Below are 24,052 nucleotides of genomic sequence, written 5' to 3' on the forward strand. Positions count from 1 at the left end.
CGCGCATGACGTCCGACGCCCTGAGACGCGCGCTGACCGACCCGGGCCCGCGCCCGCTGCCGGAGCGGGCCGCCCGCCTCCTGGAGGACGTCGGCGCACCGCCCCGCCTCGCGGCGCACCTGCGGGCCGTCCACGACGTGGCCGCCGAGCTGGTGGCCTGGGCGGCCGACCGCCATCCGGCCCTCGCCGTCGACGCGGAGGCGGTGCTGTTCGGCGCGGCCACGCACGACATCGGCAAGGCGCTGCACCCGGCCGAGCTGACCGGTCCCGGCGCCGAGCACGAGCGGGCGGGCCACGCCCTCCTGCGCGAGCGGGGCGTCGAGGAGCGGCTGGCCCGCTTCGCGCGCACCCACGCGTCCTGGGACGGGCCGGACATCGGCGTCGACGACCTGCTGGTCAGCCTCGCCGACAACGTGTGGAAGGCCACGCGCGTCCCCGGCCTGGAGCAGCGGCTCATGGACGTCCTCGCCGCCGCGTCCGGCCAGGAGAAGTGGCAGGTCTTCATGGACCTGGACGACGTCTGCGACCGCCTCGCCGCGGGGGCCGACCGGCGGCTGGCCTTCCAGTCCGCCTACCCCGCCGGGACGGAGTCCACGGCGTAGCGGGTGCCGCCGGCGGCGGTGGCGCGGTCGAGCAGCGCCCGGTTCGCCGCGAGCATGTCCGGGACGGGCGCGCAGCCCGGCGACGCGGTGCGCAGCAAGCCGAACAGGACGGGGTCCTCCGGCGCGTCCAGCATCGGGACGTGGCCGACCCGCAGCGCCTTGACCAGGATCACCCCGCTGAGGCCCAGGTCCGCCGTGGTCATGTCCGCGAGCGTCGCCGCGATGACGGGGGCGGCGGCGGAGCCGGGCAGGAAGACCATGCCCCAGGGGTGCGGCCGCGCCCACTCGCCAAGCGCGATCAGCTCCTCGATGTCGGGGCGCAGCCGGTCGCAGAAGTCGAAGTAGGAGAGTTCCTCGGTCTCGGTGGTGCCCGGCGGCGGCTCGCCCTCGTCCCCGTAAAGGACGGCCTTGGCCTCGAACACCCAGCCCGAGTCCGACGGCTTGACCTGCCCTGAGACGTGCTCGGCCCGTACCTCGCGCTGGAAGCGGAGCAGATCGGCCGCGTCCCGGCACGGGACCGTGCAGGACAGCACCCGCTCCGGTGCCGGGACGAGCCGCAGCGTCGCCCCGGTGATGACGCCGTGCCGCCCGAGCCCGGCGCGGACGGCGTCGAAGGCGTCCGGCCGGACGGCGGGGGAGCAGGCCACGGGCTCGCCGTCCACCACGACGTCCAGGGCGAGGACGTTGTCCGCCTGGGTCCCGTGCCGGTGGGACGTCCCGCCGACGCCGGCCGCGGAGATCGTCCCGCCGACCGTCACGTCCAGGTGGTCGGTCAGCACGGGAGGGGTGAGCCCGTGCGGCAGCGTCGCGGCGAGGACCTCCCGCCAGGTGGCCCCGGCGCCGGCGACCGCCCGGTCCGCGCCGGTCACGTGGACGCCCGCGAGTCCGCGCAGGTCGAGGGAGACTCCGATCGTGAGCGACTGGCCGTGGGTGGAGTGGCCGAGGCCTCGCGGCACGAGGTCCAGGCCCCGTGCGGCGGCGTCGCGGACGGCGGCCGCGGCCTCCTCCGCCGACGCGGGCCGGACGGTCCGCGCGGGCGCGGCCTCGACGATCCCCCCGAAGTCCCGCATGGTCGCGCTCCCGCCGGTCGTGTGCTCCGTCGCGGCCCAGGCCGATCACGTTAGCCGAGCCGCGCGCTCACCGCTCCCGCAGCCGCCCGGCGACGCGGCTGAGCGCGTCGCCCAGCAGGTCGATCTCCTCCGGCGTCAGCACCTCGATCAGCACTTCGCGGACGACCCTGCGGTGCCCGGGGCGGACCGCGGCGAGGGCGGCGGCGCCCGCGTCCGTCAGCTCCGCCCACACCGACCGGCGGTCGGACTCGCAGGCCGTCCGCTTGACGAGCCCGGCCCGTTCGAGCTGGGTGACCTGGTAGGTGAGCCGGCTCTTGGAGACCATCACCTCGCGCGCGAGGTCGGACATGCGCATCCGCTCGCCTTCGGCGGACGACAGCCTGAGCAGCACCTCGAACTCGGGGTGGGACAGCCCGCCGTCCCGCTTGAGCTGCCGTTCGACCTCGTGCTCGATCAGGTGGCCCGCCGCCAGGAACGCCATCCAGGCGCGCAGCTCGCGCGGTTCGAGCGGGGCCCCGGCATCGTCCATGCGGTGATTCTAGTTGGCATGAAAACACCCTTGAAGTTTCTAGATGGTCTAAATTTGAATCATTTCGGCCGGTGCTCCGCCGGTTCCACCCGACCCTCCAGTGAAGGAGACGAGGCATGCTCCCGACTCGCCGTCCCCCCGCGCTCCCCGACGCCGGGCTGCTCATCGGCCGGCTCGCGGTCGGCGTGATCTTCATCGCGCACGGCTGGCAGAAGCTCGCCGAGACCGGGCACGCCGAGGTCGCCCGGTCCTTCGACCACCTCGGCATCCCGCTGCCCGGGCTCGCCGCCGGCTACGCCACCTGGGTCGAGCTGCTCGGGGGCGCCGCGCTCGTCGCCGGCGTCCTGGTGCCGGTCGCCGGCGTGCTCATCGCGCTGAACATGGCGGGCGCGTTCTGGTACGTCCACATGGGCAAGGGACTGTTCTCCCAGGAGCGCGGCTACGAGTACGTGCTCGTCCTCGCCGCCGCCGCGCTGCTCTTCGCCTTCACGGGCGCCGGGCGCTTCTCCCTGGACGCCGTCCTGTGGGGGCGCCGCCGCGAGAGCGCCCCCGGCCGGGCGTCCGTCAACGCCTGATCAACGGGTCTCCAGCACCTGCGCGCGCGGCGGCCCGGCACAGTGTGATCTGGATAACTTTTTCGTGGGGTGGCCCTCCGTCGTGACAGCGGCCTCGACAGCGGTCACCTGCCGGGAAAGGGTTATGGCCCGCTCCAATACGCCGGTGCCGCCGCCCCGTCCGCCTGACATCCCCCTTTGCGGATACCGGGTCCTTTGCGTCGAAATGACACAATGTTCCCGATGACCGTTTCTGGGCATGAGTGATCGCTGAGGGTTCCTGGAGAGGCGGGTCGCAGGTGTCGAGCGGTAGTGAATTCGTGGTCGTGGCCAACCGGCTGCCGGTGGACCGGAACGTCGGAGCCGACGGCGTCCCCCGGTGGAGGCGCAGCCCTGGCGGCCTGGTCAGCGCGATCGCACCGGTGATGCGGCGCAGGCAGGGCACGTGGATCGGGTGGACGGGCGCGCCCGGCGAGGAGCTGGAGCCGTTCGAGGAAGACGGCATGGCCCTGCACCCCATCGCGCAGTCCGCCGACGAAGTGCGGCTCTACTACGAGGGCTTCTCCAACGCCACGCTCTGGCCGCTCTACCACGACGTCGTGGCCACGCCGGTCTACGACCGGGCGATGTGGGACGCCTACGTGCGCGTCAACCAGCGGTTCGCCGAGGCCGCGGCGAAGGTCGCCGCCAAGGACGCGATCGTCTGGGTGCAGGACTACCAGCTCCAGCTCGTCCCGCGGATGCTGCGCGAGCTGCGCCCCGACCTGCGGATCGGCTTCTTCCTCCACATCCCGTTCCCGCCGGTGGAGCTGTTCTGGCAGCTCCCGTGGCGGCGGCGCATCCTGGAGGGCCTGCTCGGCGCCGATCTGGTCGGCTTCCAGCTCCCGGGCGCGGCGGCCAACTTCGTGCGCCTCTGCCGGCGGCTCCTCGACGCCCGCTACGTCAAGCAGGACGTCTTCTGGGACGACCGGGTCGTGCGCGCCCGCGCGTTCCCCATCTCGGTGGACGTGGGCGAGCTGCACGACCTGGTGGGGCGCGAGGACGTCCGGGAGCGCGCCCAGGAGATCCGCACCGATCTCGGCGACGCGACCGTCCTGCTCGGCGTCGACCGGCTCGACTACACCAAGGGCATCACGCAGCGGCTCCAGGCCTTCGGGGAGCTGTTCGAGGACGGCCACATCAAGCCCGGCCAGGCCGTTTTCGTGCAGATCGCGACGCCGAGCCGGGAGCGGGTCGAGCAGTACCAGCTGCTCCGGGAGGAGATCGAGCAGCTAGTGGGGCGGATCAACGGGGAACACGGCGAGATCGGATTTCCGGTCATCCATTATCTGCACAGCTCGTATGACCGTCCTGAGTTGACCGCGCTTTACCTGGCCGCGGACGTGATGGTGGTGACCCCGCTGCGCGACGGCATGAACCTCGTGGCCAAGGAGTACGTCGCCTGCCGCGGGGACCTGCGCGGCGCCCTCGTGCTCAGCGAGTTCACCGGCGCCGCGGCCGAGCTGAAGCGCGGAGCGTTCCAGGTCAACCCCTACGACATCGACGGCCTCAAGGGCACGCTGCTGGACGCGCTGCACGCCGAGCCCGCCGAGCAGGCCCGGCGGATGCGCTCCATGCGCCGCCGCGTCATCGAGCACGACGTGGACCGGTGGGCCCAGGACTTCCTCAGCGAGCTGGAGAATCCGGCGCGTCCGGTGCCCGCCCAGCCGGTGCTTCCTGCGGCTCTGGAGAGCTGACCCGCAGGTCGAAGGCCGCCCAGACGGCCTTGCCGCCCGTCGCGAGCCGCGCCCAGCCCCACGCGTCGCTGATCGCGCCGACGACGAGGAGCCCACGGCCGCCCTCGACGAACCGGCCCGGGTCGTTCGGCGCGGGCTCGGGGACGCGGGCGCCCGGGTCGGTCACCGAGACCAGCAGCCGGCGCGGGTGCCCGATCAGGACGAGCTGGATGGGGCACAGCGGCAGCGGCTGGGGGAGTCCCTCCAGGCCGTGCCGGAGCGCGTTGGTCACCAGTTCCGACACCGCGACGACCACGTCGCCCGCGTCGCCTGACAGACCCCACGCGTCCAGCGTGACCTGGGTGAACTCGCGCGCCGACCGCGGCGCGGTGATCTCGGCGGGTAGCACTCGCCGCGCGGTGCGCGGGGTGCCCGCGTGCGGGGCCGGCCAGAGCCCGGCGAGTCCGGGTGCGGCGGCCGGGACGCTCGCGGCGGGCGCGGGGACGTTCGGGCCGATCGTCCTCGGCGGGGCGTCCGGCCAGGGCGTGTGAACGTCCGAGGCGTGCCGCGGCCGGCCACGCCCCATGGCGGCGGGGGCTGCGACTTCGTCTGCCTGGTCAACGGTCATGGTCAAACCTCAGAGGCGTGCGGGGTTGTCACCGGTGAGCGTTCGCTATCTTGCTCCCCAAGCCGTGCAGATGCAAGACCGTCTGCATGAACCAATGCAAGAACGAATGCACGTGCATCTCGTACCATTGTGTGGGGTGGGGCGAGATCGCCGGTCTCCCGACGAGGGAGGCCGAGACGCCTAGAGGGGGAAAAGATGGACGGCCACCACATGTCGGACGTCCGGCGCAGCGCGCTCGTCTGGCAGAAGAGTCGGCGGAGCAACCCGTCCGGCAACTGTGTCGAGATGGCCGAGCTCCCCAACGGGGAGATCGCAGTGCGCAACTCCCGGGACCCTGAGGGAGCGATCCTCGTCTACACGCGCGAGGAGGTGGAGGCGTTCGTGGGCGGAGCGAAGGACGGTGACTTCGACCACATGCTCGTGTGACCCACCCCAGAAACCGAATGTGATTCCATTCGGTGATCCAGCCCGGTAGGTTGCGGCCATGCACCTGGGGCAGATCGCAGCTCAGACGCCCGACAAGCCCGCCGTGATCATGGCGGGCTCCGGGCGGGTCGTCACCTTCCGGGAACTGAACGAGGAGTCCAACCGGCTCGCGCAGCTGCTCCGCGCGGAGGGGCTGCGCCCGGGGGACCACATCGCGTTCATGCTGGAGAACCACCCGCTCTACCTGGCCATCGCCTGGGCGGCACAGCGCTCCGGGCTCTACTACACCGCCATCAGCTCGCGGCTCCAGCACGAGGAGCTCGCCTACATCGTGGACAACTGCGAGGCCAAGGCCTTCATCACCAGCACGTCGATGGAGGCCGCCGCGCAGAACCCGCCGGACGTGCCGCTGCGCCTCATGCTCGGCGGCACGGCCCCCGGCTACGAGTCCTACGAGGAGCGCGTGGCGCTCCACCACGCCACGCCCATCGAAGACGAGTGCGAGGGCTCGGACATGCTCTACTCGTCTGGCACCACCGGCCGCCCCAAGGGCGTGAAGCCGCCGCTGTCACTGGCGCCCATGGGCGAGCCCGGGGCCCTCTACATGCTGATCACCGGCCTGTTCCAGGCCGGCGCCGACTCGGTCTACCTGTCCCCGGCGCCGCTCTACCACGCCGCGCCGCTGCGCTACTCGCTCGTCTTCCACAGGTGCGGCTCCACCGTCGTGGTGATGGAGAAGTTCGACCCCGAGCAGGCTCTCGCGGCGATCGAGAAGTACCGGGTGACGCACAGCCAGTGGGTGCCGACCATGTTCATCCGGATGCTCAAGCTCCCGGAGGAGACGCGCGCCCGCTACGACGTGTCGTCGCTGCGCGCCGCCGTGCACGCCGCCGCGCCCTGCCCCGTCCCCGTCAAGGAGCAGATGATCGACTGGTGGGGGCCGATCCTGCACGAGTACTACGCCGGGACCGAGGGCAACTGCTTCGTCTACACCAACTCCGAGGACTGGCTGGCCCACAAGGGCACCGTCGGCCGTCCCATCCTGGGCGAGGTCCACGTCTGCGACGAGAACGGACGCGAACTGCCGCCCGGGGAGCCCGGGACGCTCTACTTCGGCAACGGTCCCACCTTCGAGTACCACGGCGACCAGGAGAAGACCGCCGCGTCCCGCGACCCGTGGGGGCACGGCTGGACCACTCTCGGCGACGTCGGCTACGTCGACGAGGACGGCTTCCTCCACCTCACCGACCGCCGCGCCTACATGATCATCAGCGGCGGGGTGAACATCTACCCGCAGGAGGCCGAGAACGTCCTCGCGGTCCATCCGGAGGTCGCCGACGTGGCGGTGTTCGGTGTTCCGGACGCCGAGATGGGCGAGGCGGTCAAGGCCGTCGTCCAGCCCCTGTCCATGGACGACGCGGGCCCCGGGCTCGAAGCGGAGCTGATCGCGTACTGCCGCGACCGGCTCGCCCACTTCAAGTGCCCGCGCTCGGTCGACTTCCGTGCCGAGCTGCCGCGCCACCCGACCGGCAAGCTCTACAAGCGGCTGCTGAAGGACGAGTACTGGGCCGCCGCCAAGCCCTGAGAGCGCCCTGGACGGCGAAACCCCGGCCGGGTCCCCCAGGGATCCGGCCGGGGCGTGGAACGCGCCAGAGACGTTCTCAACGGCCCTTCCCGGCGTACCGCCCGACGCCGGGAGACGGCCTCAGTGCATCGGCATGGGCGCGTCGACGGCCGCGGTCTCCGGCTTCTTGCGCGGCAGCAGCAGCGCAGGCAGGAACGCCAGGAGCAGCAGCCCCGCCGAGTACCAGTAGGTGTGCTGGAACGCGTCGGCCATCGGCCCGGCGATCTTCTCCATGATCGCCGGCGGCACCTTCTCGGTGCTGCCGATCTCGCCGCCGGCGGCCCCGCCGCCCAGCTCGGACGCCAGCCGGTTGGCCAGCAGCACCGAGATCATCGCGGTGCCGATGGAGGCCGACACCTGCTGGATGATGTTCAGCATCGTGCTCGCGCGCGGCACCTCGTCGTGGACGAGCGTCTGGATCGCGGCCGCCATGGTCGGCATCATCGTCATGCCCATGCCGAGGCCCATCACGAACAGCGCCCCGCCGAGCGCCCAGTAGGACGTGTCCGCCTCGAGGATCGCGGCGAAACCCGACACCGACAGCACCACGACGACCATGCCGACGAGCACCACCCGGCCGGGGCCGATCCGATCGGTGAGCTTCCCGCCGATCGGCATCGTGACCATCGCGCCGAGGCCCTGCGGGGCCAGCAGCAGGCCCGACTGCAGGGCGCCCTCGCCGCGCACGGTCTGGTAGTACAGCGGCAGCAGCAGCATCGCGCCCATGAACGCGATCATGAACAGCACCATCGTGCCGGACGCCGCCGCCACCGAGCGCCGCTTCAGCAGCCGCAGGTCGATCAGCGGGTTCCGGGCGTTCAGCGCCCGGACGACGAAGCCGAGGACCAGCACCGTGCCGACGGCCGTGAACGCCAGCGGCTCGGTCTTCAGGAAGTCCTTCATCTCGGCGCCCCGGGCCACCCCGTAGATCAGCGTGGCCAGGCCGGGGGACAGCAGCAGCAGGCCGATGAAGTCCAGCCGTTCGGCCGGCTTCGGCTCGTCCCGCCTGAGGATCCGCGCCGACAGCAGCAGCGCGATGATCCCGATCGGCAGGTTGATGAAGAAGATCCAGCGCCACGAGACGTCGTCGACGAGGTAGCCGCCGAGGATCGGGCCGAGGATCGGGCCGAGCAGCATCGGCACGCCGACGATGCTCATCACCTGGCCGACCCGCTGCGGTCCTGCCGTCTGGGTGAGGATCGTCATGCCGGCCGGCATGATCATGCCGCCGCCGAGGCCCTGCAGCACCCGGAACGCGATCAGCGACTCCGCCGACCAGGCGATCCCGGCCAGCATCGAGCCGATCACGAACAGCCCGATCGAGATCATGTACAGCCGTTTGGTGCCGAACCGCGCCGAGGCCCATCCGGTGATCGGGATCACCGTGGCCAGTGCCAGCGTGTAGCCCGTCGCGACCCACTGGATGGTCGCCAGGGAGGTGTTGAACTCTTTGGCCAGGTCGTTGATGGCCACGTTGACGACGGTCACGTCCAGGATCGACATGATCGCGCCGAGGACGACGACACCGGCGACCGCGAGTACCCCGCGGTCGAGACCTTCACCGGCGGCGGGTTCCTTCAGTGGGCCGTCCGTCATCTTGGGAGATGCGGGAGCGGTCAACTCTCATCCAATCGTCAAGCCCCGCATGCGGGCACGCGGGGGCCGTCGGGCACGTCTCAGGGGATACCGTCGCAAAATACTGCAGCGACTGACACTTTCGCGAACCATTAAACTTGGCGCTCTTCGGGAGTATTCCAGCGGGGTACGACAAGTCCGCCCTGCTCCACGTCCCTGACCCTCCGACCTCGACCGCGATCGAGGTCAGCGAAGTGTGACGGACCTGACATCGGAACCTCCCTCGGAGCTCACGGGGGCTGACCTGCGGCCCGGCCGAAACTCATCGCTCCGACGGGAGAAACGCCGGAAGCCCGCCCCCGCCTGACTCAGGCGGGGGCGGGCTTGTTCCGCTCGGCGAAGGCTCGTGTCTTCGCCCGGTTGCCGCAGACGCGCATCGAGCACCACCGCCGGGACGCGTTCTTGGAGGAGTCCCAGAAGACCCAGGCGCAGTCGGACGCCGGGCAGCGCCGCACGCGCGACCAGTCGCCCCGGATCGCGGCGGCGTGGTAGGCGGCGGCGATCTGCCCCAGAGCACCGGCAAGCCCGTCGCCGGACGTCGTGGTGAGGGCGGGGCCGGTCTCGGTGCCGACCGGCAGGCGCATCTCGAAAGGCAGCGTGGCGAGAACTTTCTGGGCGGCCTCGACGTCATCCGTGGCGACCGGTTCCCCGGTGTTGGCCAGCGCCAGCGCCCGGAGGCCGCTTCTCAGGTCCTTCGCCGCCGTGACGTCCACGGCGGTCAACGGCGGTCTGGAGCGGCACAGGCCTTTCTCGACCAGCCAGTCCGCCAGCGCGGCCGGGCCGTCGCCGAGGAGGTCGGTGCCCTCCTCGACGTCGACGGTGTTGAGAAAGTCGATGGTGGGGCGCAGGGATGGGGGAAGTTCTCGCACGGTCTGCCTCCGAGGCCCATGCTAACCGGCAAAGCAGATCACTGGTTGACACTGCTGCGAATAACCGCCTAACTTCCTCACAGGTTATCCGACCGGGAAGCCAGGAGACCGAATGCCGCCATGGACGGAAGACCTCGAAGGCGAGCTGCACGAGCACGTCGTCAGCAGCCGGGCCCTTCGCGGCAACCCGCTGGGTGACCCGCACGAGCGCCCGCTGTGGGTGTACACCCCGCCCGGTTACGGGGACGGCGCCGCCTACCCGACGATCTACGTCATCCAGGGCTATTGCGGAACCATCTCCATGTGGCGCAACAGAACGCCCTTCCGGCGGACGTTCCCCGAACTGGTGGACGCGCTGTTCGCACGCGGGGACGTGGCGCCCGCGCTCGTCGTGTACGTGGACGCATGGACCGGTTACGGCGGCAGCCAGTTCCTCGACTCGCCGGCGATCGGCAAGTACCACACCTACCTGTGCGAGGACGTCGTCGCATGGGTGGACGACCACTACCGGACCGTCGCCCACCGCGACGGCCGCGCGATCACCGGGAAGTCCAGCGGCGGGTACGGGGCGATGGTCACCGCCATGCTGCGTCCCGACCTGTTCGGCGCCTTTGCGACGCACGCGGGGGACGCGCTCTTCGAGGCCTCGTACGCGTCGTCCTTCCCGTTGCTCGCCAGGCGGCTCCGCGACGACTTCGGCGGCTCCTACGACGCGTTCCTGCGGTACTTCCGGGACGCCGAGGTCCCGCTCCTCCACGAGCTGGACGAACTGCTGATCGAGACATACGGCTATGCGGCGGCGTACTCCTCCGACGAGGACGGCACCGTGCACGTGCCGTTCGACCCCGCGACCGGCAGCCTCGTCCCGGACGTCTGGGAGCGCTGGCTGGCGTGGGACCCGGTCCGGATGGCGGCGGGCCACGCCGATGCGCTGAGATCGATGCGCGGCATCTGGATCGACGCCGGGCGCCAGGACGAGTACTACCTCGATCACGGCGCCTCGGCCTTCCACCGGGCTCTCAGGGACGTCGACGTGCCCGCCGACCGCATCCACTTCGAGCTTTTCGACGGCACCCACGCGCGTATCGAGTACCGCTATCCGATGGCGATCGAATGGCTGACCGGACGCCTGACCCGGGAGAACCGATGACCCTCTCGATCCTGGCCGCCCCGACGAACCTCGGCCTGCGCCCACCGGAGCCGACGAGCGTCCCCGGATGCGCCAAGGCGCCGGAGGCCCTGCGCGAGGCCGATCTCCACCGCCGGCTCCTGGACGAGGGAGCGCGGGACGCGGGAACCGTCATCGCGGGCCGCTACGTCGACGACTGGCGCGCCGGGACGGGGAGGGTCCGCAACGAGGAGGCGCTCGTCGACCACGCGATCCGGCTGGGCGACCGCATCGAGTCGATCATCGCCGGCGGGGACGCCCCGCTCGTCCTCGGAGGCGACTGCAGCGTTCTGATCGGCGGCGGAGTCGCGCTGTCCCGCACGGGCCGCTACGGCCTCGTCCACATCGACGGCCACACCGACTTCCGCCATCCCGGTAGCTCGGAGGAGTGCGCGAGCGTCGCCGGCGAGGACCTCGCGGCCGCCATCGGCCTGCATTACCCGGCGGTGTCCGACATCGAGGGACTGGCCCCGTACTTCGCCCCCGACCACGTCGTCCACGTCGGCTGCCGGGATGACGACGACGCGATCAACGAGGTGCGCGGCGTCCTCGGCGCCGTGATCCCGGCAAGTCGGTGGATGGCCGATCCCGCCGGCGCGCTGGACCGGATCCGCGGCACGCTCGCCGCCGGGGAACTCGACGGGTACTGGCTGCATGTCGACGTGGACGTCCTCGACCCTGCTTTCATGCCCGCCGTCGACAGCCCCGCCCCCGGCGGCCTCGACGCACGGCAGCTGACCGTCCTCCTCGCGGAGCTGGCCGGCGACGCGGTCGGAGCCGAGGTGTGCATCTTCGACCCCGACCTGGACCCCGGCGGGAAGTACGCGCGGCTCCTCGCCGACGTCATCGTCGACGGTCTCGGTGGTCTCGGTGGATGATCAGCGCAGCCGTGACGGAGGGAACGCCGCAGACCACTAATGACGTCCAAGGCGCGTGCGGTACTCCCCGGTACTCCGACCAGAAAGGGGACTGAATGAACGACGAACCGACGAGCGGACGTTCCGGGCCGTTCTGGGACGCCGTGGAGGGCAGGGCGCCCCTGCCCCGTGCGGCGGCCACGCTGGGCATGGAGATCCTGAAAGCGGATCCTCGCGGCAGCGTCGAGCTCGCGTTCAACGCCTCCGAGGACTTCACCAACCCCGTCGGCAATGTCCTGGGTGCGTTCCTGGCCGCGATGCTCTACGACACCGTCGGACCCGCCTTACTCGCCACGCTCGGGCCCGACCAGTTCCAGTCCACCCTCGAACTGAAGACCGAGTTCCAGCGTCCGGCCCGTCCGGGCTGGGTGTTCGGCCACGGGCGCGTCGTCCGCCGTGACGGCGACCTGGCCCATCTGGAGGCGTTCCTCACCGACCCCGGCGGAGCGACCCTCGCCACCGCCACCGCCCTGGCCCGGGTCATCGACCTCGACCAGGCGCCCTCGGCCGTCTAGCGTCCGGTCGCACCGTCGATCAGCTCGCAGAGGACGTCCACTCGGACGCGTCCCCGCCCTTCGCGGCGATCGATGTTCCCAGACAGTCGAGAAATCCGAGCAGTGTCTCGGCCTCGCCGTTCCCGGTCCCGCGCGGCGGGGGTGTCAGGCCCCGGCGGTGGACGGCCTGTTCCGGTACAACAGCAGCACGATGCCGGAGTCGAACGTCCGTGTTTCGATGACGTCGAACATGGCGTGGGTGTCGTGCCGGAAGAGCAGGCCCTCCTCGCTTGCCTTCCCGACGAAGAACGGGTGGACCCAGAGGCGGAGCTCGTCGAGCAGCCCGTGCCGCATCAGGGTGTGGGAGAGGCGGCCGAACCCGTACAGGAGGATGTCCCCTCCGGGCTGCTCTTTCAGGCGGGAGATCTCGCCGACCACGTCGCCGCCGATGATGACGGAGTTGTCCCAGTCGGTCTTCTCAAGGGTGGACGAGACGACGTACTTCGTCACCGCGTTCATCTTGTCGGTGTAGGGATCGCCGGATCGTCCCTTCCATACCGAGGCGAAGCTGTCGTACGTGTGCCGGCCCAGCAGGACGCCGTCGCAGCCGAGCAGCAGCTCCGTCTGCGCGCCGGAGTCGCCGCCCCCGAGGGACGGCCAGTCCTGCGGGTCCTGGATGACACCGTCGATCGAGACGAACGTCGAGTTGATGATGCGTCGCACGGGATTCTCCGATCCTTAACGTGTGGGTGATCGCCGTATGCCCGCAAGTCTTCGGCAACCGCCTGGTGAGGACATCCGTGCCGCCACGGAGACGGCACGGATTTCGCCATCAGGGTCCCGAGGTCGGGGAGACTGGCGTGGTGACTCCCCATCGTCCGGTCCAGGTGTCGAAACGTGAGGCGGAGGTCCTCGCGGCGCTCGCCGAGCGGCTGTCGAACGTCCAGATCGCCGGCAGGCTCCACATCTCGGTGCGGACCGTCGAGAGCCACATCTCCTCGCTCCTGCGCAAATACGGCGTGACCGACCGCTGGGAGCTGGCGGAGGAGGCGCGGCGCGGCACACCTCCGCCGGGGCACATCGCCGGCCTGCCGGCCGCGCGGACCGCGTTCTTCGGGCGTGCCGAGGAGATCGCGACGGTGCTCGCCCTGCTGGAGAAGGAGCGGCTGGTGACCCTCCTCGGCACCGGCGGGGTCGGCAAGACGCGGCTGGCCGCGGTGGCCGCCGAGGCGGCCGCGCCCGCGTTCCCGCTCGGCGGTGCGTTCGTCGACCTCGTGCCGGTCGGTGAGGCGCTGGTCACGCAGGCGGTGGCGTCCGCGCTCGGCGTGACCCAGCGGCCCGGCCGGTCATTGGAGGACATCATCGCCCGCCGCCTCGCCAGGGGCCGGACGCTGCTGGTGCTGGACAACTGCGAGCATCTCCTCGACGCGGCCGCCGGCTTCGTCGAGCGGCTGCTCACGGCGTGCCCGACCGTGACCGTCCTGACCACCGCCCGTGAGCGCATCGGTGTGCAGGGCGAGCGGACCGTCCCCGTCCGCCCGCTCCCGGCGGACTCCGACGCCGAACGGCTGTTCCTGGACCGCGCCGTGGCGGCCGATCCGGGATTCACCGCCGCCGGCGCGGACGTCGCGGAGATCTGCCGCCGGCTGGACGGGATGCCGCTGGCGATCGAGCTCGCCGCGGCGCGCGCCGCGTCCCTCGGGACGACCGGACTGCTGTCGGCACTGGACGATGTGCTGCGGTTGCTGACCGGAGGCCGCGGGCCGGTGGACCGGCACCGGTCGCTGCGCGAGGTCATCCGCTGGAGCCACGACCTCCTGACCGATGACGAGAAGATGCTGTTCGAGTGCCTCTCGGTGTTCGTCGGCGGGTTCGACCTGGCGGCCGTGGGTGCGGTCGTCCCGGGCCTCGGGGCGGGGAAGACCGCGGACCTGCTCGGGCGGCTGGTCGACAAGAGCCTCGTGGTCCGCACCGCGGAAGGCCGGTGGCGCATGCTGGAGACGGTCCGCGCGTTCGCCGCGGAGCGGCTGGCCGCCGGTGCCGCGCACGGGGCCGTTCGGAGACGGTACCTGCGGTGGGCCGCCGACACCGCCGCCGAGATGGAGGCGCTGCTGGACGGCGACTGGCGCGACCGCTTCGACTCCGTCGCCGCCGACCTGCGCGCGGCCCTCGCCGGCGCGCCGCCCGGCCGTGCGGACGTGCCGCACCGCCTCGCCCGGTCCCTCGGACGCCTGACCTATGCGCGCCGGTTCCTCGGTGAGGCACCCGGCCATTACCAGGAGGCGGCCCGGCGGGCGCCCGCGCCGGACGAGGCGGCGCTCGATCTGCGGGACGCCGCGGACGCCGCGCACGCCCTGATCGAGACCGGCCGGGCCTTCGATCTCCTGCTGGAGTCGGCGGAGCAGTCCCGCAGGGCGGGCGACGGCGACGGCGAAGCGGTCACCCTCGCGTTCGCCGTGGTGACCGCCGAGCGGCACCCGTCCGGATTCGACACCGAGATCCCTCATGAGCGCCTGCGGGACCTGCTGGAACGGGCCTGTGCCGCCGGGGACGCCCGCGACCGGATCGTGGCCGCGCACGTCGCCGCCGCCAGGGCGTGGAATCACGGCGCCGAGAAGGTGACCCCGGACCCGTCCCTGGCCGAGGAGGCGCTGGCCGCCGCCCGGACCACCGGCGACCCGGTCCTGCTGTCGGCCGCGCTGGACGCGTCCGGCATCGCCGCCCTCACCACGGGCCGGTTCCGGGAGGCGCACCGGATCGCCACCGAACGCCTGGGCCTGCTTCCGGCGATGCCGCGCGACGTCCCGGGTTCCGCCCCGGAGATCACCGACACCTACCACATGGCCACCGCCTGCGCCGTCGCGGCCGGCGATCTGCGCGCGGCGCTGTCGGCGGCCGGCCTCGCCGCGTCCGACGACCTCATCGGCACCCGGTCACCGGTCGCGATGAGCACCCTCGTCCAGGCGCTGGTCCTCGCGGGCGACCTCGACGGGGCACTGTCCCGCGCCGCGACGCTGTGGGACGTCTGCGAACACGCCGGGGGCCCGCTCGCCTGGATGGCGCCCTCGGTCGCCGCCGTCGCCCTGGCCCATGGGCTGCTCGGCGACGAGGACGGTCTCCCGCTGTGGCGCGCCCGCGCGGAGCGGATCGCCGGAGACGCCCGGTCCCGCTACCTGGCCTCCTACGCGGCGTTCGTCGACGCCCGGACCGCCCTGCGGTCCGGGCGGTCCCGCGATGCTCCGGCCCTGGTGGAGCAGGCGTTCGCCGCCTTCCCGCCCCAGGACTGGCACCGCGGCTACGCCCGCGCGGCCGGGGCCGAACTCGCCGTCGCCGCCGGCCTGCCGGACGCCCCGGGGCGCCTGGCCGCCGCCTCGGACGCCGCCGCGGAGAACGCGTGGGCCGCCGCCTGCCTCGCCCGCGCCTCCGGGCGCCTTCACCGCGACGTCGGCGAGCTCACGGACGCGGCCCGGCGGTTCAAGCGCATCGGTGCCCGCCACGAACGGGCCTGCACCCTCGCCCTGATCCGCGAGCAGACCGAAGGCCTCTCGCCCTCGAACCGGCCGAGCGCCCGCTGAGCCGCCGGGCCCTCAGCCGTGGTCGATCTCGAACCACACGGAGTGGCCCTTCGCGCGCCGGACGACGCCCCAGCCGCCGGAGAGGAAGGCGACGATGCGGAGGCCCCGCCCCCCGATCGCCGTCTCGCCCGGCACGGCGAGGTGCGGAACGGTCGCGGAGCCGCCGTCGTCGACGACCTCGATGCGAACGGTCGCGTCCGAGTGGCTCACCTCCACGAGGATCTGCCCGCCGCCCCCCGAGTCGGTGTACCGCAGGGCGTTGGTCACCAACTCGCTCAGGCAGAGCGACGCGTCGTCCAAGCACGGGTGCCCGTCCAGGATTTCCCGCAGCCACCGGCGCGCATGCCCCGCCGCCCGCTCCATGCCCGGCAGTAGAAGCGCGTCGAACTTCACCGTCGGCACCGTCATCGCTCGTTCCTCTCGGTCGTCGTCACCGAAGAGGGTGAGCTGAAGGGTCTGTGACGAGCGATACGTTCGCGCGTCTCGTCCCCAAGTCCCAGGGCACGATGGCCCCGGTCACTTTTGACTGAGTCACTTTGGCCAACTTGACGGACGCCGTCCCATGGTCACTCAACGTCAGGTAATGATTACGCCATGGACAACCCGCAGCGCCCGACCATGCGAAGCCGCAAGCTCGGCCAGCGGCTGCGCGCTCTCCGTGAGGAGAGAGGCCTCACGCTTCAGGGGGCGGCGCGCTTGTTGCACCGCACCCCCTCCTCCCTGAGCAAACTTGAAACAGGCAAGCGCGGCATCCGCCGCCCCGCCTTGGAGCACATGCTCGACCGCTACGAGGTTACCGATTCTCGAGATCGGGAGTGTCTCTTCGACTTAGCCGAACACGCGGCGGAGAAGGGATGGTGGCATCGCTACGAGGGAAGGCTTCTGTCGACCACGGTCGACTATATCGGCCTCGAAAGTGAAGCCAACTCCATCAAGAGCTTCCAGCTCCATCTAATTCCCGGACTCTTGCAGATCGAAGCCTATGCTCGGGCGATCATGAAAGTCGGGGGCTCACAAGGGGAATCGGTGGAGGTGGACGCCATGACGGCGGTGAGGCTCCGGCGACAGGAGGTTCTCTCGAAACCGCGCCCGCCGCAGTTGAACGCGATAGTCAGTGAAGCGGCTCTCAGGCAGCGGATCGGAGGAGAAGCGACAATGGAGGCCCAGCTAGGCCACCTGATCGAGGTGTCGCGACTGGGCCACGTCACCGTCCGGGTGCTCCCGTTCTCCGCCGGTGCGCATGCTGGCATAAATGGATCTTTCAGCGTTATCAGCACGCGTGATCTTTCAGTCGTGCTGGTCGAGAACCTCACCGCAGGGTGGTACCTGGAGGCAGACAAGGACGTGCGTCGGTACGATTGGTCTTTCGCGCAACTATTGAAATCCTCGCTGTCCGCGGAGGATTCACTAATACTGATCGAGAAGCTAAGGTCAAAGACATGACCGATCAGGCGAATGCCAGCATGGGATGGCGACAGAGAGGCTCCAGTGAAGCTGAGGCCGCTCTGATCTGGCGGAAGAGTACTTATAGCGAAGGCAGCGAGGGGCAGTGTGTCGAGGTCGCCGCGTTGAGGCGCAAGAGCAGCCACAGCGGTGGCGAAGGGCAGATGTGCGTTGAGGTGGCCGCGATGACGGGCCGCGGTGTGGCGCTGCGGGACTCCAAGGATGTGGACGGGCCGATGCACGCCATCGCGCCGTCGGCGTGGGCTTCGCTCCTCGCGGACGTTAAGGCCGGTGTGTTCGACTCGGCGTCCTGACGAGGGCGTCGTCCGAGGGTCCTTCGTGTGGCCCCTGGGTCGATGGGAGTCGGTCTGACGACGTGTTGGCCGTGGTGCGCCACCAGTGGCGTGACGCCAAAGCGGTCAGGCCGGCGCCCGCGGCGTTGAGCAGGATGTCGTCCACCGAGGACACCCTGTCCAGTTGCAGGACGTATTGCGCGGTCTCGACCAGGGCGGAGCCGACCGCCCCGAGCGCCAGGATCCGCGGCAGCGACGCCAGTGCCCGGAAGCGCAGCGGGGCGAAGAACCCCAGCGCGGCGAAGACCAGCAGGTTGCCGATGACCTGGGTGGTCGACATCGAGACCAGGTCCCGCAGCGGCAGCAGGCTCACCCGGCCGGGGACGTCGCCCGCCCGGCCGCCCGGCAACATGATCATCCACACCCACGGCACCGTCCCGTAGACGATGCCGACATCGGCCAGCGACGTCTTCCACGCCCGTGCCGGGGTGCCGGTGACGCTCCGGCGGCATGCCAGGAGCCATACCGCCAGCGCGGCCAACGGCAGTGCCGCCATCGTGAGCAGCACCACGCCGGTGATCGTGCCGACCAAGCCGTGTAAGTCCCTGATGATCACGTTGCCTCCGCTTTCGTCCGACCGTGAGATCCACCCGCGGCCCTACGATCTCTTCGATGTCCGAACGGACGCGACGGTTGCTTGAAGGCCGCCCTCACCCGCGTCAGCTCTGGCCGGTGATGGCCCGCAACTCCTGCTGCGTGATCTCTTGGATCGGCACGTCGTCGTAGTTGCTGAGGACGACGCCGACCCAGCCGCTGTCCGGGTAGACGTTCCAGTTGGCGATGCTGCCGCCGGTGCCGCCGCCGCGCCCGAACAGCCACTGCCCGGCGATGATCTTGATCGGTCCCGTGTACCCCGTGAACGACGGTCGGGCGAGTGGGGTGCCGTTCCCGGCCGCTGCTCGGGGGAACTTGGCCCCGGTCAGCAGGTCGGCGTAGGGCTTGTCCAGCACGGTGCCGTCATGGAGCGCGTGCACGAACCGGACGAGGTCCGGCGCGGTGGCGAAGCCGTCGTCCGTGGCATAGCCGATGAAGGCGCGGCCGGGGTTCTTGCCTTGGATGGCCGGGTGGATACTGCCCTTGTCCAGGTTGCGGACGGCGTCCACCCGGCTGCCGTCGGCTTGCCGCATGTAGGAGTGCGCGATGTGCTCGTCCGTGAGCCACTGCGGCCTGGTGTAGAACGCCGAACCGGTCATACCGCAGCGCCTGAAGACGTGCTCGTGCACGTAATCCCAGTACGTGGTGCCGGTCACGGCCTCCACGATCTGCGCGGCGATGGAGAGCCCGGCGCCGGCGCCGTTGGTGTGGACCTGGTTGCCCGTGCCGGGAGGGACCGCCAGCTCCGCCTGCCGGGTCCACTGCCGGTTGAACTCGTGCACTTCCTCCTTGCTGTGGAAGGTGCGTTGCAGGTCCAATTCCGGGGCGTTGAGCCCGGAGGTCGTGGTGAGCAGATGATGGATGGTCACCTGCTCGGCGATGTCCTTGGCAAAGCCCGTCAGGTGGGCGCCGACCGTGTCCGCCAGGCCCAACTTCCCCTGCTGCGCCAATTGCAGGACGGCCACCGAGAGGAACGGCTGGATCCCCGAGGAGAGGTTGACCGCGACGCCCTCGTGGTTGCGGATCCCCTTCTCCTTGTCGGCCATGCCGTAGCTGCGGGACAGCACCGTCCGGCCCTTGTGCGACAGCATCACCACGCCGGAGAACCTGTCCTCGGCGGCCAGCCGCGCCACGTACCGGTCGTAGGCCCCGCCGGGCCGGGTGTCCGGCGGGATGTCGTCGCCGGTCGGGGCCGGGTCGGCGTGGCCGGGCCGGGCGGCTCCCAGCGGCGCGCCCGCCGCCACCGCGCCGGCGGCCGCCAGCCCGCCCCACCCGAGCAGCCGCCGCCGGTCGACACCACGCGAATCGAGGCTCATGATCACACCCATCTTCTCGATCGACGAAACTGATGGGCCGCGATACGCACAGCTCCCAGAACCGAGGAAACCGGCGCAAGGTGGCCCATCCGGAATCACCTTCCGCCGCGATTTCTATCCGGCTGACGGTCACAGCACGGAGCCAGGAGCTGTGACCCCCCTGTGACCGGGTCCGCGGCGACCCGGCATCGCAGTCGGTGGCAGGACCTGTGCAGTGCCGGAGGGTGGCGTTACTTCGGCGGCAGCGTCGCGGCGTACGCGAGGGCTCGTTCCACCCAGGTGTTGAGCGCTGCCGGGGTGGCGCAGGCGTCCGGGGCCACCGTGATCCAGCCGCGGAGCGGGCGGTCGCGCATGATCATGGTGGCGGTGCCGGGTTCGGCGAGCATCGCGTCGTGGTCGTCGGGGGAGACCCGCACCATCAGGTCGCCCTTGCTGCGGACGACGACGGACATGTTGCCGTCCACCAGCCACGCGATCCCGCCGAACATCCGCTTCTGCGTCAGGCCAGGGCGGTCCTGGAGGATGTCACGCACCCGGCCGGCCAGCTCCTCGTCGTAGCTCACGGGTCGATCCTCCCAGGTCAGGACCTCTGGAAACCATCCTTGCCGCGGAGGCCGTAGCCGAAGGCCCGGTCGAGCGCGATGTGCGCCATCCAGCCGCACAGGCCCGCGAAGATCGGCGGCCAGGCGACGGGCGCGAACGTGTACACGAGCATCAGGGCGAAGGGGACCAGGGCGCGGTGCGCGGCGTTGTAGTACGGCACCGCGCGGGCCGGCAACTGGCCGCGCTCGGTGGTGCGGGCGTCCCGCAAACCCACAAGGAAGGTGAGGTCCGGGGCGATGAAGAAGGCGACGGCGAAGGCCCCGGCGAGCCAGCCGTGGTTGACGCCTTCGAGGACGGCGAAGGCCGTCCAGAAGAGGGCGCCGGCGGACCAGGCGACGCGGCGCATGGTGCGGACGGCGGTGGACGCGGCAGGAGCGGTGACGGTGCTCATGAGCCCTCCCAGGCGGCGGCTAAGGTCGTTAGCTTCAAGCTAAAGCTAATCTGGTTAGCTGTCAAGCTATCGACAGGTTCCGGCGGGTGGGCGAGTGGCTCGGCGGGTAGTTCGTTGCGCGAATTTCCGAGGGTGGCGGGGGTATGCTGGTCGCGTGGGCAAGCAGGATGATGAGCAGATCGGAGTCGTCTCCGCGCTGGTGCGGGGCGCCTTCCTGGTGAACGCCGTCTATGCCGAGTCGGCGCGGGAGTACGGCATCACCGCACAGCAGGGGCAGCTGATGTGCGTGCTGATGGCGCAGCCGCGGGGGATGAGCGAGCTGGGGGCGATGCTCGGGCTGGCCAAGTCGAGCCTCACCGGCCTGGTGGACCGCACTGAGCGCAACGGCCTGGTCCGGCGCGAGGCGGACCCGGACGACATGCGCGCGGTCCGGGTCGCCCTCACCGCGCAGGGCGCCAAGCTCGTGGACGCGTTCTACGACGAGACCTGCCGGCGGATCGACAGGCTCCCGGTGGGGTTCAGTGACGCCGAGCGAGACGCGCTCGCCGGTCTGCTCGGTCGCGTCGTGACGGACAACGAGGTCCCCGTGGTGTTCGTGGAGCCCGACGAAGGAGCCGCCCGGACGCGGTGAGACCGCATTCCAGAAGACCGGAGGTTGCAGTTCGTATCACGAACTAATATGGTTCGTAGTACGAACTCAACCTTGTCTTTGGAGTGTGCACCATGAGCCGTACTGTCGCGGTCATCGGCGGAGGCTACGGGGGAGCGGCGGTCGCCAAGGCGCTGGACGCCGAGGCCGACGTCGTCCTCATCGATCCCCGGGACGCGTTCGCCAACGCGTCCGGAGCGCTGCGGGCGCTCACCCGGCCCGACTGGGCGGGGAACATGTTCTTCCCCTATGACCGGCTTCTCGCCAGGGGGACGGTGATCCGGGACCGCGCGGTCTCCGCCGACCCCGAAGGCGTCACGCTGGCCTCCGGACGCCGTGTCGAGGCCGACTACCTGGTCCTGGCGACCGGCTCCAGCTACGCCTACCCGGCCAAGCCCGCCGCCCATTCGACCGGCGAGGCGCTGGACGACCTGCACCGCACGCACAAGGAGCTGGCCGGCGCCGACCGGGTGCTGATCGCCGGCGCCGGGCCGGTCGGGCTGGAGCTGGCGGGGGAGATCAAGGAGGTGTGGCCGGACAAGCAGGTGACGATCGTCGACCCGGCCGGGGAGGTGCTCCCCGGCTTCGAGGACGAGATGCGCGAGGACCTGCACCGCCAGCTCGGCGACCTCGGCGTCCGGCTGCGGCTGGGCACGGTCCTCACGGCACCGCCGGCGGTCGAGAGCGGCCGGGCGGAGACCTTCACCGTCACCACCGCCGGCGGCGAGGAGATCACCGCCGACATCTGGTTCCGCGCGTACGGCGTGGACGTCAACAGCGGCTACCTCGCCGACGGCCGGCTCACGACCCGGACGGCGCAGGGCCACGTCCCCGTCACCGAGAACCTCAACGTCAGCGGGCACGACCACGTCTACGCGGTCGGCGACATCACCGACCTGGCCGAGACCAAGCGGGCCGGGTACGCGATGCAGCACGCCGAGGTCGTGGCGCAGAACATCGCCGCGCAGCTGCGCGGCGAACGGCCGGCGGCGGTGTACCGGGCGGCGGCCGACCCCATGATCCTGCTCCCGCTCGGCCCGCGCGGAGGCGTCGGCCAGATGCCCACCCCCGACGGCCCGTCGGTCGTCCCGACCGCGACGGTGGTCGACTACAAGGGCGCCGACCTGTTCACCGGCCGCTTCGCCGAGATGTTCGGCACGGCCGACTCCGAATGAGAGGCGGAACAATGCCGGTCAACGACGTCGTCTTCGGCTTCGGCGCGCACAGCGGGATCGACGACGGTCCCGAGCTGCTGCGGCTGGCACAGCAGGCCGACCGGGACGGGCTCGACATCTTCTCCCTGTCGGACCACCCCTACATCGGCACCCGCCTGGACACCTACGCCTCGCTGGGTTTCATCCTCGGGCGCACGGAGCACCTCGCGGGCTTCGCCAACGTCACCAACCTGCCGACCCGCCCGGCCCCCATGCTGGCGCGGATGATCACGACGCTGTCGGCGCTGTCCGGCGGGCGCGTCGTCCTCGGCATGGGCGCGGGCGGCCTGTGGGACCGGATCTCCGACATGGGAGTCCCGAAGCTCTCGCCGTCCGATGCCGTGGAGGCCTTCGAGGAGGCGATCGTCCTGGTCAGGAAGCTGTCGGGTGGCGGCCCGCCGGTGACCTTCCACGGGCGCCACTACCGGGTGGACGAGATCGAGCCCGCTCCGGTCCCCGCGCCCCCGGTGTGGACGGGGTCGGTCGGCGCGAAGTCCTTGGCCACGACCGGCCGGGTCGCCGACGGCTGGCTCCCCGGCCACGCGGCGGACTGGCTCAGCGAGCGCTACCGGACGTCCCGGCCGATCATCGACGAGGCGGCCGTCGCCGCCGGCCGCGACCCGGGCGAGGTCCGCACGGTCTACAACTTCCCCGGCCGCATCACCGACCTGCCGCGGCCCGCCACCCGGGACCGCGACGGCCGGTGGATCGGCGGCTCCACCGGCCAGTGGGTCGAGGAGCTGACCGGGGCGGTGCTGGAGCACGGCGCGTCGGGCTTCATCCTGTTCTCGCCCGGCGGCGGGACGCAGGACTCGGTGTCCCTCGCGCGCTGGGCCCAGGAGATCGTCCCGGCCGTGCGCGAGGCGGTCGTGAAGGAGAGCGGTCAGTGACGGCGCGGCGGTCAGGCTGAGTCACGGTCCCCGGCGGTCCGGAGGCGGGCGTAGACGTCGCCGGACCGGCCGCGGGGACGGATCCGTTCGAGCTGCCGCCGCAGCTCGTCCGCCTCCAGCCAGCGCGGGCTCGCGAACCGCATCGTCTCGATGGGGGAGTAGTTGTAGACGTAGTCGCCGAGCCGCTCGACCAGGCGCAGCGCCTCCATGGACGCGTCGTGCGCCGACGGTACGTACTCGAACGACAGGGCGGGCAGCGGCTGGGTGAGGCCCGCCAGCACGTCCGCCTCGAACCCCTCGACGTCGATCTTGCAGAAGGCCGGGACGCCGTGGGCCGCGATGAGGTCGTCCAGCGTCGTCACCTCGACCTCGATCGAGCGGTCCCACCGGACGCGGGCGAAGCTGTCGTCCCGGGTCACCGACGTGATCCAGCCGGGCGACATGGACGAGACCGTCGGCGTGGCCGTGGACATCGCGAGCTGCGCCCGCCCCGGCTTGGCCCCGACCGCCCCCGGCACGATGGTGACCTCCCGGTCACGTCCGAAGAAGAGGCGCAGGACGCGCAGGCAGTCGGGTTGCGGCTCCATCGCGATCACACGCGCCCCCAGGCCGCGCCACACCCGTACGCGCCCGCCCACGTGCGCGCCGACGTCGAACGCGACGTCACCGGGCCCGAGGAACTCACCATAGAGGCGCTTCGCGCGCCGGTGCTTGCCTGGAATGCCGTAGTACATGACCAGCGACCGGGCGATCCCGTACGCGCGCAGCAGCATTCGCCGACCCTACCGCGCAC

Annotated in this window: 26 protein-coding genes; 14 read left to right on the forward strand and 12 right to left on the reverse strand. The window is 71.1% G+C overall.

Translation table 11 applies throughout. The features are described 5' to 3' along the window. The first annotated feature begins 5 nt into the window (after positions 1-5). Complete coding sequence (locus ABGB11_RS38285) at positions 6-602, forward strand: HDIG domain-containing metalloprotein (RefSeq protein WP_347640401.1); 597 nt, start codon at positions 6-8, stop codon at positions 600-602. Here the strand turns inward: ABGB11_RS38285 and ABGB11_RS38290 are convergent. Beyond that, positions 572-1,672 carry an FAD-binding protein gene (locus ABGB11_RS38290; protein ID WP_347640402.1) on the reverse strand — a complete coding sequence of 367 codons (1,101 nt, stop codon included), beginning with the start codon at positions 1,670-1,672 and terminating at the stop codon, positions 572-574. The genes ABGB11_RS38285 and ABGB11_RS38290 overlap by 31 nt on opposite strands. A 67-nt stretch (positions 1,673-1,739) precedes the next feature. Next, positions 1,740-2,201, reverse strand: a complete 462-nt coding sequence (locus ABGB11_RS38295) for a MarR family transcriptional regulator (protein WP_347640403.1) — start codon at positions 2,199-2,201, stop codon at positions 1,740-1,742. A gap of 116 nt (positions 2,202-2,317) precedes the next feature. Here ABGB11_RS38295 and ABGB11_RS38300 point away from each other — a divergent pair, with 116 nt between their 5' ends. Both ABGB11_RS38300 and ABGB11_RS38305 read left to right on the forward strand, forming a co-directional pair. Beyond that, entirely contained in the window at positions 2,318-2,776 is a 459-nt protein-coding gene (locus tag ABGB11_RS38300; protein WP_347640404.1) for a DoxX family protein, read from the forward strand. A 278-nt stretch (positions 2,777-3,054) separates the two neighbouring features. After that, on the forward strand, positions 3,055-4,491 hold the full coding sequence (locus ABGB11_RS38305) for a trehalose-6-phosphate synthase (RefSeq protein ID WP_347640405.1): 1,437 nt from the start codon (positions 3,055-3,057) through the stop codon (positions 4,489-4,491). On the opposite strand, the gene ABGB11_RS38310 is transcribed toward ABGB11_RS38305, so the two are convergent. Further along, positions 4,421-5,098, reverse strand: a complete 678-nt coding sequence (locus ABGB11_RS38310) for an ATP-binding protein (RefSeq protein WP_347640406.1) — start codon at positions 5,096-5,098, stop codon at positions 4,421-4,423. The genes ABGB11_RS38305 and ABGB11_RS38310 overlap by 71 nt on opposite strands. Positions 5,099-5,293: 195 nt before the next feature. Between ABGB11_RS38310 and ABGB11_RS38315 the strand changes: the two genes are divergently transcribed. Further along, positions 5,294-5,524 (forward strand): DUF397 domain-containing protein, encoded by a 231-nt coding sequence (locus tag ABGB11_RS38315; protein WP_021596528.1) that lies wholly within the window; start codon positions 5,294-5,296, stop codon positions 5,522-5,524. Positions 5,525-5,582: 58 nt separating this feature from the next. Next, positions 5,583-7,109: an acyl-CoA synthetase gene (locus ABGB11_RS38320; RefSeq protein WP_347640407.1), complete on the forward strand. Its 1,527-nt coding sequence runs from the start codon at positions 5,583-5,585 to the stop codon at positions 7,107-7,109. A 120-nt stretch (positions 7,110-7,229) separates the two neighbouring features. On the opposite strand, the gene ABGB11_RS38325 is transcribed toward ABGB11_RS38320, so the two are convergent. Next, complete coding sequence (locus ABGB11_RS38325) at positions 7,230-8,744, reverse strand: DHA2 family efflux MFS transporter permease subunit (protein WP_347640408.1); 1,515 nt, start codon at positions 8,742-8,744, stop codon at positions 7,230-7,232. Positions 8,745-9,091: 347 nt separating this feature from the next. Then, the gene (locus tag ABGB11_RS38330) at positions 9,092-9,652 is read right to left on the reverse strand and encodes a CGNR zinc finger domain-containing protein (RefSeq protein WP_347640409.1); all 561 of its coding nucleotides are present in this window, start codon (positions 9,650-9,652) and stop codon (positions 9,092-9,094) included. Positions 9,653-9,764: 112 nt separating this feature from the next. Here ABGB11_RS38330 and ABGB11_RS38335 point away from each other — a divergent pair, with 112 nt between their 5' ends. The 3 genes from ABGB11_RS38335 (at position 9,765) to ABGB11_RS38345 (ending at position 12,252) form a co-directional block, all read left to right on the forward strand. Next, a complete protein-coding gene (locus ABGB11_RS38335) occupies positions 9,765-10,802 on the forward strand; it encodes an alpha/beta hydrolase-fold protein (protein ID WP_347640410.1) in 1,038 nt (345 codons plus the stop codon). Next, the gene (locus ABGB11_RS38340; protein WP_347640411.1) at positions 10,799-11,698 is read left to right on the forward strand and encodes an arginase family protein; all 900 of its coding nucleotides are present in this window, start codon (positions 10,799-10,801) and stop codon (positions 11,696-11,698) included. The genes ABGB11_RS38335 and ABGB11_RS38340 overlap by 4 nt, the downstream gene beginning before the upstream one ends. Before the next feature lie 95 nt (positions 11,699-11,793). After that, complete coding sequence (locus ABGB11_RS38345; protein WP_347640412.1) at positions 11,794-12,252, forward strand: PaaI family thioesterase; 459 nt, start codon at positions 11,794-11,796, stop codon at positions 12,250-12,252. A gap of 144 nt (positions 12,253-12,396) precedes the next feature. On the opposite strand, the gene ABGB11_RS38350 is transcribed toward ABGB11_RS38345, so the two are convergent. Further along, entirely contained in the window at positions 12,397-12,954 is a 558-nt protein-coding gene (locus tag ABGB11_RS38350; RefSeq protein WP_347640413.1) for a dihydrofolate reductase family protein, read from the reverse strand. A gap of 164 nt (positions 12,955-13,118) precedes the next feature. On the opposite strand from ABGB11_RS38350, the gene ABGB11_RS38355 reads away from it, so the two are divergent. Further along, on the forward strand, positions 13,119-15,806 hold the full coding sequence (locus tag ABGB11_RS38355; RefSeq protein ID WP_347640414.1) for a LuxR C-terminal-related transcriptional regulator: 2,688 nt from the start codon (positions 13,119-13,121) through the stop codon (positions 15,804-15,806). A gap of 12 nt (positions 15,807-15,818) precedes the next feature. Here ABGB11_RS38355 and ABGB11_RS38360 read toward each other — a convergent pair whose 3' ends face one another. Next, on the reverse strand, positions 15,819-16,214 hold the full coding sequence (locus ABGB11_RS38360; protein WP_347640415.1) for an ATP-binding protein: 396 nt from the start codon (positions 16,212-16,214) through the stop codon (positions 15,819-15,821). A gap of 186 nt (positions 16,215-16,400) precedes the next feature. Between ABGB11_RS38360 and ABGB11_RS38365 the strand changes: the two genes are divergently transcribed. Beyond that, entirely contained in the window at positions 16,401-17,249 is an 849-nt protein-coding gene (locus ABGB11_RS38365) for a helix-turn-helix transcriptional regulator (protein WP_347640416.1), read from the forward strand. Continuing rightward, positions 17,246-17,563: a DUF397 domain-containing protein gene (locus ABGB11_RS38370; RefSeq protein ID WP_347640417.1), complete on the forward strand. Its 318-nt coding sequence runs from the start codon at positions 17,246-17,248 to the stop codon at positions 17,561-17,563. Before ABGB11_RS38365 ends, ABGB11_RS38370 begins: the two co-directional genes overlap by 4 nt. Here the strand turns inward: ABGB11_RS38370 and ABGB11_RS38375 are convergent. The 4 genes from ABGB11_RS38375 to ABGB11_RS38390 form a co-directional block, all read right to left on the reverse strand. After that, on the reverse strand, positions 17,532-18,158 hold the full coding sequence (locus tag ABGB11_RS38375) for a VanZ family protein (RefSeq protein ID WP_347640418.1): 627 nt from the start codon (positions 18,156-18,158) through the stop codon (positions 17,532-17,534). The genes ABGB11_RS38370 and ABGB11_RS38375 overlap by 32 nt on opposite strands. Before the next feature lie 103 nt (positions 18,159-18,261). After that, the gene (locus ABGB11_RS38380) at positions 18,262-19,512 is read right to left on the reverse strand and encodes a serine hydrolase domain-containing protein (RefSeq protein WP_347640419.1); all 1,251 of its coding nucleotides are present in this window, start codon (positions 19,510-19,512) and stop codon (positions 18,262-18,264) included. A 230-nt stretch (positions 19,513-19,742) separates the two neighbouring features. Continuing rightward, the gene (locus tag ABGB11_RS38385) at positions 19,743-20,075 is read right to left on the reverse strand and encodes a TfoX/Sxy family protein (protein ID WP_347640420.1); all 333 of its coding nucleotides are present in this window, start codon (positions 20,073-20,075) and stop codon (positions 19,743-19,745) included. A 17-nt stretch (positions 20,076-20,092) separates the two neighbouring features. Beyond that, positions 20,093-20,506 carry a DUF4260 family protein gene (locus tag ABGB11_RS38390; RefSeq protein WP_347640421.1) on the reverse strand — a complete coding sequence of 138 codons (414 nt, stop codon included), beginning with the start codon at positions 20,504-20,506 and terminating at the stop codon, positions 20,093-20,095. 154 nt (positions 20,507-20,660) lie between these two features. Between ABGB11_RS38390 and ABGB11_RS38395 the strand changes: the two genes are divergently transcribed. The 3 genes from ABGB11_RS38395 to ABGB11_RS38405 all read left to right on the forward strand — a co-directional run bounded on the left by ABGB11_RS38395 (position 20,661) and on the right by ABGB11_RS38405 (position 23,259). Next, a complete protein-coding gene (locus ABGB11_RS38395; RefSeq protein ID WP_347640422.1) occupies positions 20,661-21,137 on the forward strand; it encodes a MarR family transcriptional regulator in 477 nt (158 codons plus the stop codon). A gap of 92 nt (positions 21,138-21,229) precedes the next feature. Then, entirely contained in the window at positions 21,230-22,330 is a 1,101-nt protein-coding gene (locus ABGB11_RS38400) for an FAD-dependent oxidoreductase (RefSeq protein WP_347640423.1), read from the forward strand. Between the two features lie 11 nt (positions 22,331-22,341). After that, positions 22,342-23,259 carry an LLM class flavin-dependent oxidoreductase gene (locus ABGB11_RS38405; RefSeq protein WP_347640424.1) on the forward strand — a complete coding sequence of 306 codons (918 nt, stop codon included), beginning with the start codon at positions 22,342-22,344 and terminating at the stop codon, positions 23,257-23,259. Between the two features lie 11 nt (positions 23,260-23,270). On the opposite strand, the gene ABGB11_RS38410 is transcribed toward ABGB11_RS38405, so the two are convergent. Beyond that, positions 23,271-24,032 carry an FkbM family methyltransferase gene (locus tag ABGB11_RS38410; protein ID WP_347640425.1) on the reverse strand — a complete coding sequence of 254 codons (762 nt, stop codon included), beginning with the start codon at positions 24,030-24,032 and terminating at the stop codon, positions 23,271-23,273. Positions 24,033-24,052: the final 20 nt, after the last annotated feature.

It is taken from the genome of Actinomadura sp. B10D3 (genome assembly GCF_039871695.1).
Taxonomy (GTDB): Bacteria; Actinomycetota; Actinomycetes; order Streptosporangiales; family Streptosporangiaceae; genus Spirillospora; species Spirillospora madurae.